Genomic DNA, 14,099 nt, shown 5'->3' on the forward strand with positions numbered 1-14,099 from the left:
CTACAGATCAGGTCGGCTTGCCGTCCCACAGCGCGAACTGGCCCTTGCGCACAACGAGCTCGGCATTCATGGCGCCCTTGACGCGGCGGCTCTCGACGTCGAACGTCGCCGAGCCGAAGATGACGCTGGAGACGTCTTTCACCTTCGCGAAGGCATCGCGGACCGCACGGCGGTCGGTGCCGCCGATCTTGACCACGGCGGCCGCCATGTTCATCGCATCATAGGAATAAGCGTTGAAGGCGTCGGGCTCCTGCCCGCCGTATTTCGCCTTGAAGCCGGCGATGAATTTCTTCACCTCGGGCCTGGGATCCTCGGGGAAATAGCGCGTGCCGAGATGGACGTCCTCGACCGCCTCGCCGCCGAGCTCCAGAAATTTCGGCGAGTAGACCGAGCTCGCGGCGCAGATCACCTGTTTCAGGCCGACCTGCCGCGCCTGCCGGGCGATCAGCGCACCGTCGGAATAATAGGAGATCAGGATCAGCCCGTCCGGACTGGCGTCGCGCACGCGCACCAGCGTGGAACGGAAGTCGCGCTCCTCCGCGATATAGCCCTCGGTCACCGCGATTTCGGCGCCGTACTCCTTCGCCGCCTTGACGAAATAGTCGCGGCTGGTGCGGCCCCAATCGGTGTTGAGGTGCAGCACCGCGAGCTTCTTGAGGCCGAGACGCTTCACCGCATAGGCCGCCAGCAGCGGCTGCTCGTCGGCCTGGCTGACCGAGGTGCTCCACATGAAGTCGCCGCCCTTGGTGAAATCGGGGTGCGAGTTGGTGAAGCCGAATTGCACGAGGCCGCCGCGCTGATAGATCGGCGAGGCCGCCATCGAGGCCGGGCTGGAGAAATCGCCGAGCTCCATGACGATTCGGGGATCGGAGACGAACTTCTGGGCGATCGCGACCGACTGGCGCGGATCGCTCTGACTGTCCTCGAACTGGTAGGCGAGCTTGCGCCCGTTGATGCCGCCGGCCGCCATGATCTCGTCGAGCGCGAGATCAAAGCCCTGCTTCCACTGCGTGCCATATTGCGCGTTCGGTCCCGTCAGCGGACCGCTGACGCCGAGCAGGATCGGTTCGGACGATTGCGCGAAGGCGGCGCGTGACGCTGCTCCCGCCATCATGACGGCGAGCGAGCCCTTGACCAGGCTACGACGATCGATGTTGCTCATGCACGGCTCCATCCACTCAAGTGTTGAAACAAACAGCAATTTTTGTGCCGGTGAGAACGCCTATTTCGAGGGCTCGCCGAGCGACAGCATCAGCCGGTTCGCCCAGTTGAAGAACGAGGCGCCGTTGATGACGTCGACGATCTCGGCATCGTCGAGACCGGCACGGCGCAGCTCCGCGATATTGTCGGGCCCGAACGCGATCGGGGTTGCGGCCAATGCGACCGACGCCTTGACCACGGCATTCCAGCGCTCGCCGAGATCGGCCTTGACGCCCTCGTCGAGCAAGCGCTGCACGTCGTCGCGGCGCTTGGAATAGGTGCTGGCGAAACGCGCATGCACGGAGGCGCAATAGATGCAGCCGTTATAGCGTGAGGTCGCCGCCGCCGCGAGCTCGCGCTCGGCGCGCGGCAGGCCGTCGGCGACATTGTAGAAGATGTCCTTGTCGGTCTTGGTGCGGGCTTCCAGCACTTCGGGATCGCGCACCAGCAGGCGGAAATATTCCGACTTGGCGCGGGAGCGATCGACGAGGCCATTAAAGTGTCGTTCGGTCAGCTCGGCCTCGGGCAGCGGTTCGATCCAGGACACCCAACCGAGCTCATCCTGGGTGAAGACAACGGGCGGATTGACGGTGGCGCTCATGATTGCGGCCTCCTCTTATGCGTTCACGGCGGCGAGCGTGCGCAAGCCGCTGACGACCCGCACCTGGAACGACAGGAACGCGACGAGTTGGGAGAAGGTGACGATCCCGGTGGTCGACCAGCCGGCGTCAAGCAGCGCCTTCATGTCGCTGGCTGCGGCATCGCGGGGCCGGAACACCAGGAGGTGTGCATGCTCGAGTGCCGCTGCGAGTCTGGCGCCGAGCGCCGGCTTGCCCGCCGCGCTGACGCGATAGATCAGGCCGGCGGTGTTCTCGATCGACAGCGGGCCGGCGGGATACGAGCCATAGGGACCCGAGGTCCTGCCCCGCGCGATCTCGGCGTCGATCGCCTCCAGCAGGGGCGCACCGTTCGCATTTGCGGCAAGCTTGTCGCGATAGAAGGTGGCAACGGGGGACTCGCCATGGAGCCCGGTCACGAAGGCGGCGACCGCCGCGCGTTCGGCCAGCGAGACATCGCCGGCGTCGATCGGCTCGAACAGCGAGAGATAGCTCTTCTGCGCGTTCTCGCGCGCCTGCAGGCGCCGTGCGCGGATGGCGTCCAGAGCCGAGCCCGGCTCGATCCCGGCGAGTGTGTCGATGATATCCTGCGTACTCATCATTCAGCCTCGTGCAACGCGATGCTCTTCATGTCCGATCAGCCCGCCAGCGCCACGTCGGGCGCCGTCCGGGTCCAGCCGAGCGCCGGTGCGACCTTCTCCGCGACCAGATCGATTGAGCGCAGGACGTGGGGATGCGGGGCATCGACCGAATGCACCTGGAACACGAGATCGGTCACCCGCTCCAGCGTGGCATCGGTGCGCAGCGAGGCGATGACCTCGTCGGCGCCGCCGACATGGGTGTCGAACGCCGTGATCATCTCCTCCAGCGTCTCGCCCGGCTTGGCGTGACCGCCCTTCATGAACTGCGGCAGCGCGCGGCGCAGACCGATGTCGGCAAGCCGCAACGCCTCGCGGTGATCGTCAGCGACGAACACGCTGCGCGAGGCCATGATGCGGGGTTCTGCCCCCTTGGGCAGCGCTTCCAGATAAGCATCGATCACCGGATTCTGGATCTCGGCGAGCGTCGCCTGCGGCGCCTCCTTGGTTCGCGGCTGGGTGCGCGAGAGCAACAGGCCATCGCCCGCCTTGCCGGCGCGCGCGCCACCGGCCACCGAGAACGTGGCCTGCCAGATCCGCTTGTCCAGCTGCGGCCGCTGCGGATAGATCGTGTCGCCGCCCTCGAGCGGCTTGCCGACCAGGGCGGTGCGGACCACCGCCAGATTGCGCGCGAAAATCTCGTTGCGCTGGGCGCTGTCGAGGCCGAAGGCGGCAAAGGCCGACGGATTGCCGCCGGTGCCGACGCCGAGCTCGAAGCGGCCGTTGCAGATCAGATCGAGCACGGCTGCGTCCTCCGCCACCCGCACCGCATTCTCCAGCGGCAGCGTGACGATGCCGGTACCGAGGCGGATGCGCGAGGTCTGGGCTGCGACGTAGCCGAGAAACGTAAAGGGCGACGGCAGGCCGCCTTCACGCTCGTGGAAGTGATGCTGGGCGATCCACGCGGAATCGAGGCCCGCCTTTTCGGCGCGCACGATCTGCTCGGCCGCGAAGCGATAGCGCTCGGCGGGCGAGGCCTCGTCCAGAAGCCGCGTGAAGAACCCCAGGCGTTTCAGATTTGCAAAGCGTTTCATGCGACCCCTGTCGGGCGAGGATGGCCAGGCCGCCGATGATGTCGGTTACTGCGGCTTCCGACAAGCAGGCATTGCGCAAGGCTCATACGCGCAATGGTCCGCCGGGATCGCCCCTGCGCAAGGCTTTACTGAACTTTGGCTGGGCAGATTGCCTACCAGCTCGGCAGCACCGCGCCCTTGAACTTGGTCAGGACGAACTCCTTGACCTCCGGCGTGTGGTAGCTGTCGACGAGGATCTTGACCCAGGGCTTGTCCTTGTCGGCGGTGCGCACGGCGATCAGATTGACATAGGGGCCCTTCGGATCCTCGCGCAGGATCGGATCCTTGACCGGATCGAGGCCCGCCTGGGTTGCATAATTGGTGTTGATCGCGGCGGCGTCGACGTCGTCGAGCGCGCGCGGCGCCTGCGCCGCGTCGACCTCGAGGAACTTCAGCTTCTTCGGGTTCTCGGTGATGTCGAGCACGGTCGGCTTGAAGCCGGTGCCGTCCTTCAGCTTGATCAGGCCCTTGTCGCGCAGCAACAGCAGCACGCGGCCGCCATTGGTCGGATCGTTCGGGATCGAGACCTTGCCGCCCTCGGGGATGTCGGCGATGGCCTTGTGCTTCTTCGAATAGACGCCGATCGGGAAATTCACGGTCAGGCCGACGGCCTCGATCTTGTAGCCGCGGTCGGCTTTCTGGTTGTCAAGATAAGGCTGGTTCTGGAACGAATTGGCCTGGATCTCGCCGGCATCGAGCGCGGCGTTCGGCACGACATAGTCGGAGAATTCGAGCAGCTGGATGTCGAGGCCCTGCTTGGCGGCGATCGGCTTCACGGCCTCGAGAATCTGCGCATGCGGGCCCGGTGTCACGCCGATCTTGATGGTCTCGGCGGTGGCTGCTGCCGACCAGGCGGCGAGCGCGGTTGCGAGGATCAGGGGAAGGCGAAACGACATCTTGGTCTCCATGGCACGGCGAGAATGATTGGAACCGTATTCGCTTCTCCGTCGAATGAAATCAATGAAATGGAAAACCATATTTGCCGCCCGGTGCGGACAACGCTTCTCCGTTCGATCCGATGTGGGGAACGAACGCGCCTGCGCAAGCGTGAGGCGCAAGCAGCCCCGGCGTTTCGCCATGACCACCCTCGCCGCTCCCGGGCGGCGGTCCGGGCCGTGGCCCGCAAGGGCGTTCCCCATCGTCATTTCGTCGCATGGCCCGGCAGCCACGCCGGCATTGCCGCCCCGTGCATGATGCAACATGATGGCCGCCGGCGACGATTTGTCTTCGAGGTGGAGGGTCATCTGATGAACGAGAACGAAATCCGGGGTCTGGTCGCGGAGGTGAAGCAAGGCACGCTGTCGCGGCGCTCGTTCATTCAGAAGGTGGCCGCGGCCGGAATCGCAGCGCCGATCGCGAGCCAGATCCTGCTCTGGCACGACGTGGCGATGGCGGATGCCACCTTGCCGTACAAGCCGACCAAGGCCGGCGGCGGCGGCTCGCTCAAGCTGCTGTTCTGGCAGGCGCCGACGCTGCTCAATCCGCATTTCGCGATCGGCACCAAGGACCAGATGGCCTCGCGCGTGTTCTTCGAGCCGCTCGCCGGCTGGGACAAGGAGGGCAACCTGATTCCATGCCTCGCCGCCGAAGTCCCGACCAAGCAGAACGGCAGCCTTGCGGCCGACGGCATGAGCGTGGTCTGGAAGTTGAAGAAGGGCGTCAAATGGCATGACGGCCAGCCCTTCACCGCCGACGACGTCATCTTCACCTGGCAATACGCCGCCGATCTCGCAACTGCGGCCTATACCACGGGATCCTACAAGGACATCAAGGTCGAGAAGATCGACGACCACACCGTCAAGGTGATCTTCAAGGCGCCGACGCCGTTCTGGGCCGATCCGTTCGTCGGCTCGGTCGGCCCGATCCTGCCAAAGCATCATTTCGGCGACTATGCCGGCGCCAAGTCGCGCGAGGCACCGGCCAATCTGAAGCCGGTCGGCACCGGCCCGTACAAATTCGTCGAGTTCAAGCCGGGCGATCTGATCCGCGCCGAACGCAATCCCGACTATCACATCAAGAACCAGCCGCATTTCGACACGCTCGAGATCAAGGGCGGCGGCGATGCGGTGTCCGCGGCGCGCACCGTGCTGCAGACCGGCGAGTACGACTTCGCCTGGAACATGCAGGTGGAGGAGGAGGTGCTCAAGCGCATGGAGGCGGGCGGCAAAGGCAAGCTCGACATCACGCCGTCCGGCAATGTCGAGTTCATCATCCTCAACACGACGGACCCGTGGACCGAGATCGACGGCGAGCGCTCCAGCGTCAAGTCCAAGCACCCGACGCTGTCCGATCCCGCGGTGCGCCGGGCGATCAACCTCCTGATCGACCGCGACTCGATCCAGAAGTTCATCTACGGCCGCGGCGGCATCGCCACCGCGAGCTTCGTCAACGCGCCCAAGCAGTTCAAGTCGCCCAAGCTGAAATACGAGTTCGACATCGACAAGGCGAACAAGATCCTCGACGAGGCCGGCTGGAAGAAGGGCGCGGACGGCATCCGCGAGAAGGACGGCAAGAAGCTCAAATACGTCTTCCAGACCTCGATCAACGCGCCGCGCCAGAAGACGCAGGCCATCATCAAGCAGGCCTGCCAGAAGGCCGGCATCGACATCGAGCTCAAGTCGGTCACCGCGTCGGTGTTCTTCTCCTCCGACGTCGGCAATCCCGACACCTACTCGAAATTCTATGCCGACATGGAGATGTACAACACCACGCAGCCGCAGCCCGATCCGGAGCGCCTCTTGAACCAGTGCGTGTCCTGGGAGATCGCCACCAAGGACAACAAATGGCTCGGCCGCAACAACTCGCGCTATTCCGATCCCGAAGCCGACAAGGCCTACAAGGCCGCGCAGAACGAGCTCGACCCGGTCAAGCGCGCCGCGCTGCTGATGAAGGTCGATGAGATCTTCTGCGAAGCGCACGTGTTCCTGCCGCTGCTGTCACGCCCCATCGTCAACGCCGGCGCCAACAACCTCGTGATCGACATCTCCGGCTGGGACACCATCACGTGGAATCTGGCGGCGTGGTATCGGGTTTGAAGGACACGGCGCGGGAGCGGAGTGTGGCGCGCGCTTTCTCCACACCGCCATTGCGATGCTCTGGTGCAAATCCCAGCGGCAGTGCCGTAGGGTGGGCAAAGGCGCATCGCGCCGTGCCCACGATCTCCCTCCATGAGCAACAAGGCGTGGGCACGCTGCGCTTTGCCCACCCTACGAGATCGAGCGTGTGGCACGCAGCTCGGCTCACAGACACGCCTTCGTAGCCTCGCGGCGCATTTCGCCCGAGCTTTGCTTCGTCGCTCACCCTCACAAAGCCAAGAGGGCGCAGGGAAGGCCGGGTGCCAGCTGGCACCCGCGGTCTGCTGCGCGAATAATGCGCAAAGGAGACCGCACAGCAGCATACAGGTGTCGCCGATCACTCGGCCTTCCCTGCGCGATGGTCGGACGGCTTATGCCGTGATCTCCCGGGAGCCGACCTTTCCTTCTGGCCTCCCTCGCCCCGCGAATTGACGATGCCGTCTGCCCGGTTGGGCTCGCGCGCATCTCCGCAGACAGCTTGACCGTAGCAACGACGGCCAGGACCACACGGTTTTGCCGTACGCACGGCCCGCTTGTTCGCCGCAGGATTCGACGACGTTGTGCACGTTGCCGTCGACCTGCCGGCGAGACGAACCTAACAGCGCCGCTCGTCGCACGCGGTTACGGACTCACAGGGACTACCCGCCCTGCCCGCACCTCTCATGCCGACGCTGCCGCGTCCACCGCAAGCCCGGCTCGCGACAGTGACGACACATAGTCGCCCCTCTTGGGTGAGCCGGGATGGGCGAGACATACGCCGAAACCGAATTTCGGTAAAGTGGAATATTTTTATGGGGAGGGGTTGACGGGGGGCGACACAGGGGTAGGGTTCTGCCCGACGCCATCCTACGTACTGCCTCCACTCAGGCTTCGTCAGACACTTAGACGTTTGCGAAGAAACGCCTGCACATTGATCTGACCGTCAGTGAGAACCCGCTTCTCAGGTATTATTCGGCAATTGGTGGAATCAGCGCGAAGGCATTCTCCATACAGCGGCGCAGTCTAGCGAAGCGAAACCCATCTGTATCCAATGCGAGGGCAAGACGGGTTTCGCAAGTACTCTCTACCTGCCCGCTCTCGCGACATTATCCCAGCCGTCCCCATCCTCTTTTCCACTGTGTGCTTCAAGTCACAGCAGAATCATCCGCCCTCGCCTACAAACACTCCCGCATGGCCGCAAACAAGGTAACGGCGGTACGCGTGAGGCTGCGGAGGCGATCGACAGCTAGGGACTTTTGAGGCCGCCAGGGTGAAGAGCCCGGCGGCTTTTTTCTTTGTTGCCGTGCAGCACTGAGAACGTGGATGCCCGGACCTTCGCCGCGCCGAAGGGGCTTCGGCGCCGCAGGCGGGACGAGCCCGGGCGTGACAGCCTTGCAAAGATCCGAATGCTATGCTCCTCGATCGGGCCAGCATCTATCGCCTATGAACCACCCGCCCCCTTCCGATCCTCGCGCTCATCCTCCACCTGCCGTTCCGCTTCGAGCCAGAACTCCAGGTCACGATTGCTCGGCCGGCCCGCCTGCTCCCAGAGCTCGTAGGCGCGTGCGCGCACCTGGCCGCGCCGCATCATGCGGCGGAGCTTTCGCTTCAGCTCGTCGGCAAAGCTTCGGAAACGCTGGCCGGTGGTTTCGTCCCTGACGAGCGCGGCCGCTCGCGTGGCGAGTTCGATCTGGTGCTCTATCTTTTTCTGCTCGTCCACCGCCGACACTGCCGTGGGAAAGGAATGTTGTCAGAGCCCGTGCTGTTCGGAGATTGAATTCCTTTCGGGGATGGTCTGTTCCCTCGGCAACGGCGCGGCGGATGGGAGAGCGGAGCGCAACCATGGGGCTGGGCAAGAAGAAGCACGATGGGTTTCGCTTCCGCTCTACCCAACCTACCCGGCACCATTGCGAGCCGAGCGGGCCGCCGCTAGTGCCACGTCGTGTCGGCTTCGACGATCACCACTCTGATTTCCGGATCCTCAGTCGTGTTGCAGGTGCAGGGCATGCCCTCACCGCAGCGGCAGCCGCCGAGCTTCTCGCTCCAGGGCCGGAGCGGATGGTTTTCGCAGACCCATCCCAGACCCTGGCAGAATGGGCAGGTCTTGTCGGTCACAGCGTATCCGGCGTTCGCAGCGTGTTCGACTTTTCCTCGTTGCGCAGCTCCTGCTCGGCCGCATTCCAAAATTCTTCTTCACGGCCTTCGGGCTTGCCGGCCTGCTCCCACAAGCGGTGCGCGCGTTCTCTGATCTCTTGCTCGGTCGGATCGGTCAATTCTCGTCTCCTGTGGTGAAGCACGGCCCACCCTGGGGGGTATGGGGGGCTTGGAGGCGGGCCGTGCAGGCCAGCGATCGGCGGCGAGGCTGGCCCGCGGATTCAAGCTTCGATCGTGCGCGGGAGTTCCTAGTTGCGCGCGCCGGGCGATAGCGCGCTCATCAATTACTTGAGACAGGAAGAAGCAGGGTATCCAGCCAGAACAGGAGGGCGCCGATGCCTAGCACCGCGGCGAATGCGAGCATGAGGCGCATGAGCTGACCATTGGCCGCGTGGAATTCCCGCGAGAGCTCGCTCGCCAACGGACGCCGGAGCGTCAGCAGGCCGCGCCACTCGGGCAACGTCCCGGCTCTCAAGAAGGCCCGGCGTATCGCCATCGCCAAGATTACGACCGCACATCCCCAGGCCGCAAAGGTCAGGACACGCAGCAGGTCGTGCAACGCCTCTTGGACGATGGACATGCGAAGCTCGGGGATTTTGGTAGCGGGAGAGGGCTACCGCCTTTCCACACACCACCCAACTCTACGATATTCGATCCAATCTTACGCATAGGCAGTTCGTGAGCCCTGGGGCGAAGCTTTACGCTCATACAGAGAATGTTGAAAGACCTCGAGCTACCAGTCGGACGAAAGCGACTTCTGTCGCGGAAGATCGAAAGCGAGCGCAATTCGATGCCGTATCATAGGTTGGGCGGCCCGGTTCCCTGGTCGGAACCTGCCTAGACGGATGCAGGTTCAAATCGCGGACACGCAACACCCGACTATTGCGATTGGTTCAACAGGAAATCCCCCGGCTTGCATGAAGGTCGGAACCTGCGATCCCTTCGTCCCGGATGTACGTAGCAATCGCAAGGACCAACAAAATCATGGAGTTTGCGCTTGTTTGACCTTCCTTTGGCGGAGATTGTTTACGGGATTTCAGTGGTCAACAGGATAGTTGGCGGAGACGGGGCGTCTTGGCCGACTAGCGGATTTCTACTCCGCGGGTTGCAGGTTCGAGCCCTGCCGGGATTCGCCAATAATTTATCCATTAAATCAATGTCTTGGCTACGTTGTGGCTTCGCTCTGCGAGCGCAAACCGTGTTGCGCGGCGCTCCAAATCGGTCGCGGCAAATTCAAGGTGTTACACGGCACTTCGAACTACTCCACGCAACACGCCACCCCGCGCTTTCGCGGTCTGTTCTTCGGAATGGCCAGCGATTCCAATTTGGCCGAGCGCGACGACGAACTTTCTATTGATCTCGCGCTACGGTTGCTGTTGGGTTCGGCATATATTCCGGGGGCTACTTCATGCGTATTTTTACTGCTGCGGGGGGCGCTGTGCGCCGTGCTGAGCGGGTGTGCCACTCAGCCTAAGATGCTTTGGCTTCGAGCGGATGGCCAAAAGGCAGTGGACAATCCAGCACTTCGGACGCAATTCGAGCTGGATGGCACCGCCTGCATAGGTGAGCGCAACAAAGCCAATCTGTCGGGTGTCACAGTCTCTGGCGGTGGTCTAGCCGGCGTCGCCGCGTCTATCGAACGGTCCAACGCGGCTGACACGGTTCAACGTGGCTGCATGGCCGAAAAGGGCTACCTGCTCGTCCCTGAGGATCAGGCTGAGGCTAAACAGGCGGAGCTTGCCGCTATTGCCCAGCAGAAAAAGCAGCAGGAGTCCGCAGCAGCCGCAAAGCCATTTACGGCTCAGCCGACCCGCAAGCCCAAGGGCGCGGCCGGCACGTAGCGAATCCTCGCAAACAGCCACCCGCACGCTCGACGCGATGGGGATCACCGTGGGCGTCCATCTGCCAGCGCCGCCACGGCGGCCTTCAGCGTCGCCGTGTCGACCGTGCCCGTGATCCGCATCCGAGCCCCGGCCGCAAACTCGATCTCAATCGCCCCGCCGCTGGTGGCCGGCGTGACTGGACCAAGCGTCGGCCTGATTCCGCGACCACCACTGCAGGTACAAAGCCAGGCTGGGCGGCATCCTTCGGCTCAGGCCGAAACGACCGTCGCCATCGCAGCAGCAACGAGCGCGAAACGCCATACCGCCGCGCTGTTGCCGCGACTTGGCGCGGCGCCTGTAAGCTCTCCAGACGATCTTATCGCTGACTCTTACGGACGCACCTACGACAAGGCAGAAGAACACGACGCATACTATCTTGCCTCGGCAACGCTCCTACCGAAAGAAGCCATCGTTACTGCCGTCAGTAAGAAGCGCTCTTCGGAGCAGATCGCTGAGATATTCGGGACCTCGTCTGAGTTGGTCGACTACAGAATCAAGCGGCTCGGCCTCTGGCGAGAACACGTGGGCAAGCAGATCAGGCTGTCGTCAGACTGAAAGTACTCATTTAATGCGCCGATTGGATGTTACGGGCTAAGCGGAACTTTTTGGCGGATCGAGCAATTTCGATTATTACGCATCCTCGCCAACCTTGGAGAGATACGCGGATCTTCGCATAAACCGAACTCTTTCACTCGCAAAGAGTGAGACTGCTGCCCTCAAGACCAGTTAGGTTCGAACGATCCAGTACGACCCCCCGATTGGCCGCCGTCATCAAACGGCATTCCTCCCGAATGCTCGCTTTATTGTCGTCCCAGAGCGCAACGGGTTAGCGAAGCGCGAGAACGCCAAGATAGTCATTGCTCGTCCTCGACGCTTCTCCCGTCGGGTCCCCGTCCCAGCATGCCATCGTCCTGTGTGTGGACGAGAAGTCCCAAATCCAGGCGCTCGACAGCAGCCAGCCCATGTTGCCCATGCGTCCCGGTCAGTCCGCACGACGCAGCCACGACTACACGCGCCACGGCACGACCTCACTCTTCGCGGCGCTCGACATTGCGACGGCAAGGTCATCGGCAAATGCTATTCCCGTCACCGTGCCGCAGAGTTCCGCAAGTTTCTAGACGAGATCGAGGCCGCCGTCCCCCGCGGTCTCCATGTCCATCTCGTCATGGACAACTACGCCACGCACAAGGCCCCACTGATCCGCTACTGGCTCGCCAAACGGCCGCGCTGGCATGTCCATCTCACGCCCACCAGTTCGTCCTGGCTCAATCAGGTCGAGCACTTCTTCCGCTCCTCGATAAGAAGATCCGGCGCGGCATCTATCGCAGCGTCCAGCCCTGCGCGCAGACATTATGGACTTCATCAGTCATCACAATGTCCATCCCAAGCCATTCAAATGGACCAAGTCCCCCGACGACATCCGCGCCTCCATCGAACGCTTCTGCCGATACAATACTCAAGCCTAGGCATCGCAATGTCGCGAATTTCTGGTTCAGGACACTAAAGCAGAATGAGGTGGGTGTGCTGGCATCTGCTCCTTTTTTGATCTTTGCCATGCGTCCGCTGCCGGCGAGCCCGGGTGGATGGTCTCGTTGCTCGATGAGTTGGCCCGACACTTCTCGAGATTACCGCCTACGAAGAAAACGGCCAACGAAGCCCTCCTCACCCAGCGAACCCGGAAAGATCCCGAGCCATTCTGATGGCGAGGACACAATGACGCTCGCGCCTGCCATAGGCAATCCGCTCCTCCCGCCCGGGCGGCAGTCGAAAACCCCGGCTGGAACCTGGGGTTTTCTTTTGTGCTACTATAGGCACCAACTCTCGTAAACCGCCGCGGTGCGATCAGTACAGTGCACCTCACCGATTGAGCCGAATTGGCTTCGGCTTCGTTCCGTCAAGGCTCGATCGTAAGCCGCAGGTGTCGCTTGGTCTGCGCTCCTGCTCCACCTCAACGGATTGGTGGAGATCTCACGTCACATAAAGTCTCCATCCGAGTCGGACTCTGATGAAGGTTCATCATCGCTCGGCATTTTGACTTTGGAGAGATACGCCGAAGAATTGGTTGCGCGCTGCCATTCACCATCCCTATATCTCCACTGTCTGGACTGGGTGGGATCAAGTACCATATCATTGTGATCTACATCAACGAAGCCCATTTGTTCTGCACGGGCTCTCGCTTCGTCATTAGCAGGACGCCAGTTCACCAGCGGCCGTTCGCCGTCTTGCCGTAGTTGGTGCTCGAGCAGAATATCGCCGGCGTTGCCGACGAGCGGATGAGCAACCTGAAAATCCACGATTGATGTGACGTTAGTTCGTCCGGGGAACTGTTCTCGCCACCCTTGGCTGGTGAACTCAGTCGCCATAGGAAATCCGGCTTCCGTTCTTTGGAGGCCGACGCTCCTATTTCCTAGTTGGTAGCTGTAATATCGGGCGGCATCAGAATCCCTTCGGATCCCGAAACTGCTAGCGACATCCGCGGTGCGCCTAGCTCTTTCGGACACAAATTCTGAGTATTCCTGCGGATTGTTGGCGATATGATTGATTTCTTCACCATGAAAGCTCCTCACCCGTTCTCGGAATTCCGCTTGGTCGATCTCAATAACGGGAGGTCTTGAAGTGAGGTAATAACTCGGCTGCGAGGATGAGCCGGCACCCGAATCCTGCAATCCCATTCTACCGAGCGCGTCCGCGAAATCGTCGGAATTCCTGTGCTCCGAGGAGCTTGCGTAATGATACTCATCATCGGATGGAACATCCGACCAATTGTTAATTCGACCGTCCATGACGACCACACTCCTATGGCTGTTGCATTGTGTTCAGGTCATTAGACCTGACTCCGCAGATAAGTAGCTTGGCTGTCCGTAAGCTGACGGCGACAAATAAACGGAATACTAAATTCGCTGAAACGATAGGGCGAGCCGGCGAGAGCGCAGTTCGGCGCCGCGCTCTCCGGAGCGTCTTCATAACTCGGCCGAACTTGAGATCAGCGTGAGCGAAGCTCCGTTCCCACGATGGACGCTCCATCAGGAATAGCCCGCGTCAGCAAACCTTTATTCGCGAGCTGTGTCGCATCTACTGGCGCTTCCGTCGACTGCACTCCGGCCTTTGCGCCATTGGTGTCGAATGAGTTTGGCGATCTGCGCTGCAGGCGGCGTCTCTGCTACTTGCGCAATGGGTGGCTGAGCGCTTGCCCGACCCAGCATGCAAGGCAGCTTTGCGCCGCGCGCGCAGTGCACTTTTCCAGCAGGGAGGTGGCAGGCGGCCAAAGAACGATCGAAAGCTGTTGCAGGACGTTGATAGCCTGCTCGCGGCCGGTCTCGCCAAATCTGAAAACGACGCTATCGCGAAAGTCGCCGCAACGGTGTCGGTTGATGCTCGATCATTGAAAGCCAACACTGAGCGTCTCCGACGAAAGCGCAGGAAAGCGCAGAAATCTTCCCACGATAACGTTTAAGTGGAAGGCGCGGCCATCTAGCGTCAC

The 14,099-nt window shown here is 62.1% G+C and carries 13 protein-coding genes, 1 tRNA gene and 1 pseudogene; 5 read left to right on the forward strand and 10 right to left on the reverse strand.

Annotation, left to right across the window (positions count from 1 at the left end; all coding sequences use genetic code 11):
* Nucleotides 1–7: 7 nt before the first annotated feature.
* The 5 genes from GGD67_RS35430 to GGD67_RS35450 all read right to left on the reverse strand — a co-directional run bounded on the left by GGD67_RS35430 (nt 8) and on the right by GGD67_RS35450 (nt 4,436).
* Nucleotides 8–1,162: an ABC transporter substrate-binding protein gene (locus tag GGD67_RS35430; RefSeq protein ID WP_026202018.1), complete on the reverse strand. Its 1,155-nt coding sequence runs from the start codon at nt 1,160–1,162 to the stop codon at nt 8–10.
* A 60-nt stretch (nt 1,163–1,222) separates the two neighbouring features.
* The gene (locus tag GGD67_RS35435; RefSeq protein ID WP_179739297.1) at nt 1,223–1,801 is read right to left on the reverse strand and encodes an alkylhydroperoxidase domain protein; all 579 of its coding nucleotides are present in this window, start codon (nt 1,799–1,801) and stop codon (nt 1,223–1,225) included.
* Between the two features lie 15 nt (nt 1,802–1,816).
* Complete coding sequence (locus GGD67_RS35440; RefSeq protein WP_409333957.1) at nt 1,817–2,416, reverse strand: CMD domain protein; 600 nt, start codon at nt 2,414–2,416, stop codon at nt 1,817–1,819.
* 38 nt (nt 2,417–2,454) lie between these two features.
* Nucleotides 2,455–3,489 carry a putative FMN-dependent luciferase-like monooxygenase gene (locus GGD67_RS35445; protein WP_179739302.1) on the reverse strand — a complete coding sequence of 345 codons (1,035 nt, stop codon included), beginning with the start codon at nt 3,487–3,489 and terminating at the stop codon, nt 2,455–2,457.
* Nucleotides 3,490–3,641: 152 nt separating this feature from the next.
* The gene (locus GGD67_RS35450; RefSeq protein ID WP_179739305.1) at nt 3,642–4,436 is read right to left on the reverse strand and encodes a MetQ/NlpA family ABC transporter substrate-binding protein; all 795 of its coding nucleotides are present in this window, start codon (nt 4,434–4,436) and stop codon (nt 3,642–3,644) included.
* 339 nt (nt 4,437–4,775) lie between these two features.
* Here GGD67_RS35450 and GGD67_RS35455 point away from each other — a divergent pair, with 339 nt between their 5' ends.
* A complete protein-coding gene (locus GGD67_RS35455; RefSeq protein ID WP_179739308.1) occupies nt 4,776–6,563 on the forward strand; it encodes a peptide ABC transporter substrate-binding protein in 1,788 nt (595 codons plus the stop codon).
* Nucleotides 6,564–8,022: 1,459 nt separating this feature from the next.
* On the opposite strand, the gene GGD67_RS40025 is transcribed toward GGD67_RS35455, so the two are convergent.
* The 4 genes from GGD67_RS40025 to GGD67_RS35475 form a co-directional block, all read right to left on the reverse strand.
* Nucleotides 8,023–8,301 carry a DUF2934 domain-containing protein gene (locus GGD67_RS40025; RefSeq protein WP_026202015.1) on the reverse strand — a complete coding sequence of 93 codons (279 nt, stop codon included), beginning with the start codon at nt 8,299–8,301 and terminating at the stop codon, nt 8,023–8,025.
* Nucleotides 8,302–8,510: 209 nt separating this feature from the next.
* Nucleotides 8,511–8,696, reverse strand: coding sequence for a hypothetical protein (locus tag GGD67_RS35465; RefSeq protein ID WP_020508686.1), 186 nt, complete (start codon nt 8,694–8,696; stop codon nt 8,511–8,513).
* Nucleotides 8,693–8,854 (reverse strand): DUF2934 domain-containing protein, encoded by a 162-nt coding sequence (locus tag GGD67_RS35470; RefSeq protein WP_179739311.1) that lies wholly within the window; start codon nt 8,852–8,854, stop codon nt 8,693–8,695. The genes GGD67_RS35465 and GGD67_RS35470 overlap by 4 nt, the downstream gene beginning before the upstream one ends.
* Nucleotides 8,855–9,015: 161 nt before the next feature.
* Nucleotides 9,016–9,315: a hypothetical protein gene (locus GGD67_RS35475; protein ID WP_179739314.1), complete on the reverse strand. Its 300-nt coding sequence runs from the start codon at nt 9,313–9,315 to the stop codon at nt 9,016–9,018.
* Between the two features lie 487 nt (nt 9,316–9,802).
* Here GGD67_RS35475 and GGD67_RS35480 point away from each other — a divergent pair.
* From GGD67_RS35480 to GGD67_RS35495, 4 genes and pseudogenes are all read left to right on the forward strand, one after another.
* A tRNA-Ser gene (locus tag GGD67_RS35480) sits at nt 9,803–9,871 on the forward strand.
* 36 nt (nt 9,872–9,907) lie between these two features.
* On the forward strand, nt 9,908–10,576 hold the full coding sequence (locus GGD67_RS35485) for a hypothetical protein (protein ID WP_179739316.1): 669 nt from the start codon (nt 9,908–9,910) through the stop codon (nt 10,574–10,576).
* Between the two features lie 96 nt (nt 10,577–10,672).
* A complete protein-coding gene (locus tag GGD67_RS40030) occupies nt 10,673–11,173 on the forward strand; it encodes an ImmA/IrrE family metallo-endopeptidase (protein ID WP_312013834.1) in 501 nt (166 codons plus the stop codon).
* 332 nt (nt 11,174–11,505) lie between these two features.
* A pseudogene (locus GGD67_RS35495) lies at nt 11,506–12,084 on the forward strand (IS630 family transposase); the annotation flags it as partial.
* Nucleotides 12,085–12,591: 507 nt separating this feature from the next.
* On the opposite strand, the gene GGD67_RS39630 reads toward GGD67_RS35495, so the two are convergent.
* Complete coding sequence (locus GGD67_RS39630) at nt 12,592–13,401, reverse strand: effector protein NopP (RefSeq protein WP_283814174.1); 810 nt, start codon at nt 13,399–13,401, stop codon at nt 12,592–12,594.
* Between the last annotated feature and the right edge of the window lie 698 nt (nt 13,402–14,099).

The sequence above is a fragment of the Bradyrhizobium sp. IAR9 genome, assembly GCF_013408065.1.
Taxonomy (GTDB): Bacteria; Pseudomonadota; Alphaproteobacteria; order Rhizobiales; family Xanthobacteraceae; genus Bradyrhizobium.

What these genes read in the sequence shown, in the direction of transcription:
- GGD67_RS35430 (WP_026202018.1), bottom strand. Translation starts at nt 1,162, where the DNA reads ATGAGCAACATCGATCGTCGTAGCCTGGTCAAGGGCTCGCTCGCCGTC.
- GGD67_RS35435 (WP_179739297.1), bottom strand. Translation starts at nt 1,801, where the DNA reads ATGAGCGCCACCGTCAATCCGCCCGTTGTCTTCACCCAGGATGAGCTC.
- GGD67_RS35440 (WP_409333957.1), bottom strand. Translation starts at nt 2,416, where the DNA reads ATGAGTACGCAGGATATCATCGACACACTCGCCGGGATCGAGCCGGGC.
- GGD67_RS35445 (WP_179739302.1), bottom strand. Translation starts at nt 3,489, where the DNA reads ATGAAACGCTTTGCAAATCTGAAACGCCTGGGGTTCTTCACGCGGCTT.
- GGD67_RS35450 (WP_179739305.1), bottom strand. Translation starts at nt 4,436, where the DNA reads ATGGAGACCAAGATGTCGTTTCGCCTTCCCCTGATCCTCGCAACCGCG.
- GGD67_RS35455 (WP_179739308.1), top strand. Translation starts at nt 4,776, where the DNA reads ATGAACGAGAACGAAATCCGGGGTCTGGTCGCGGAGGTGAAGCAAGGC.
- GGD67_RS35475 (WP_179739314.1), bottom strand. Translation starts at nt 9,315, where the DNA reads ATGTCCATCGTCCAAGAGGCGTTGCACGACCTGCTGCGTGTCCTGACC.
- GGD67_RS39630 (WP_283814174.1), bottom strand. Translation starts at nt 13,401, where the DNA reads ATGGACGGTCGAATTAACAATTGGTCGGATGTTCCATCCGATGATGAG.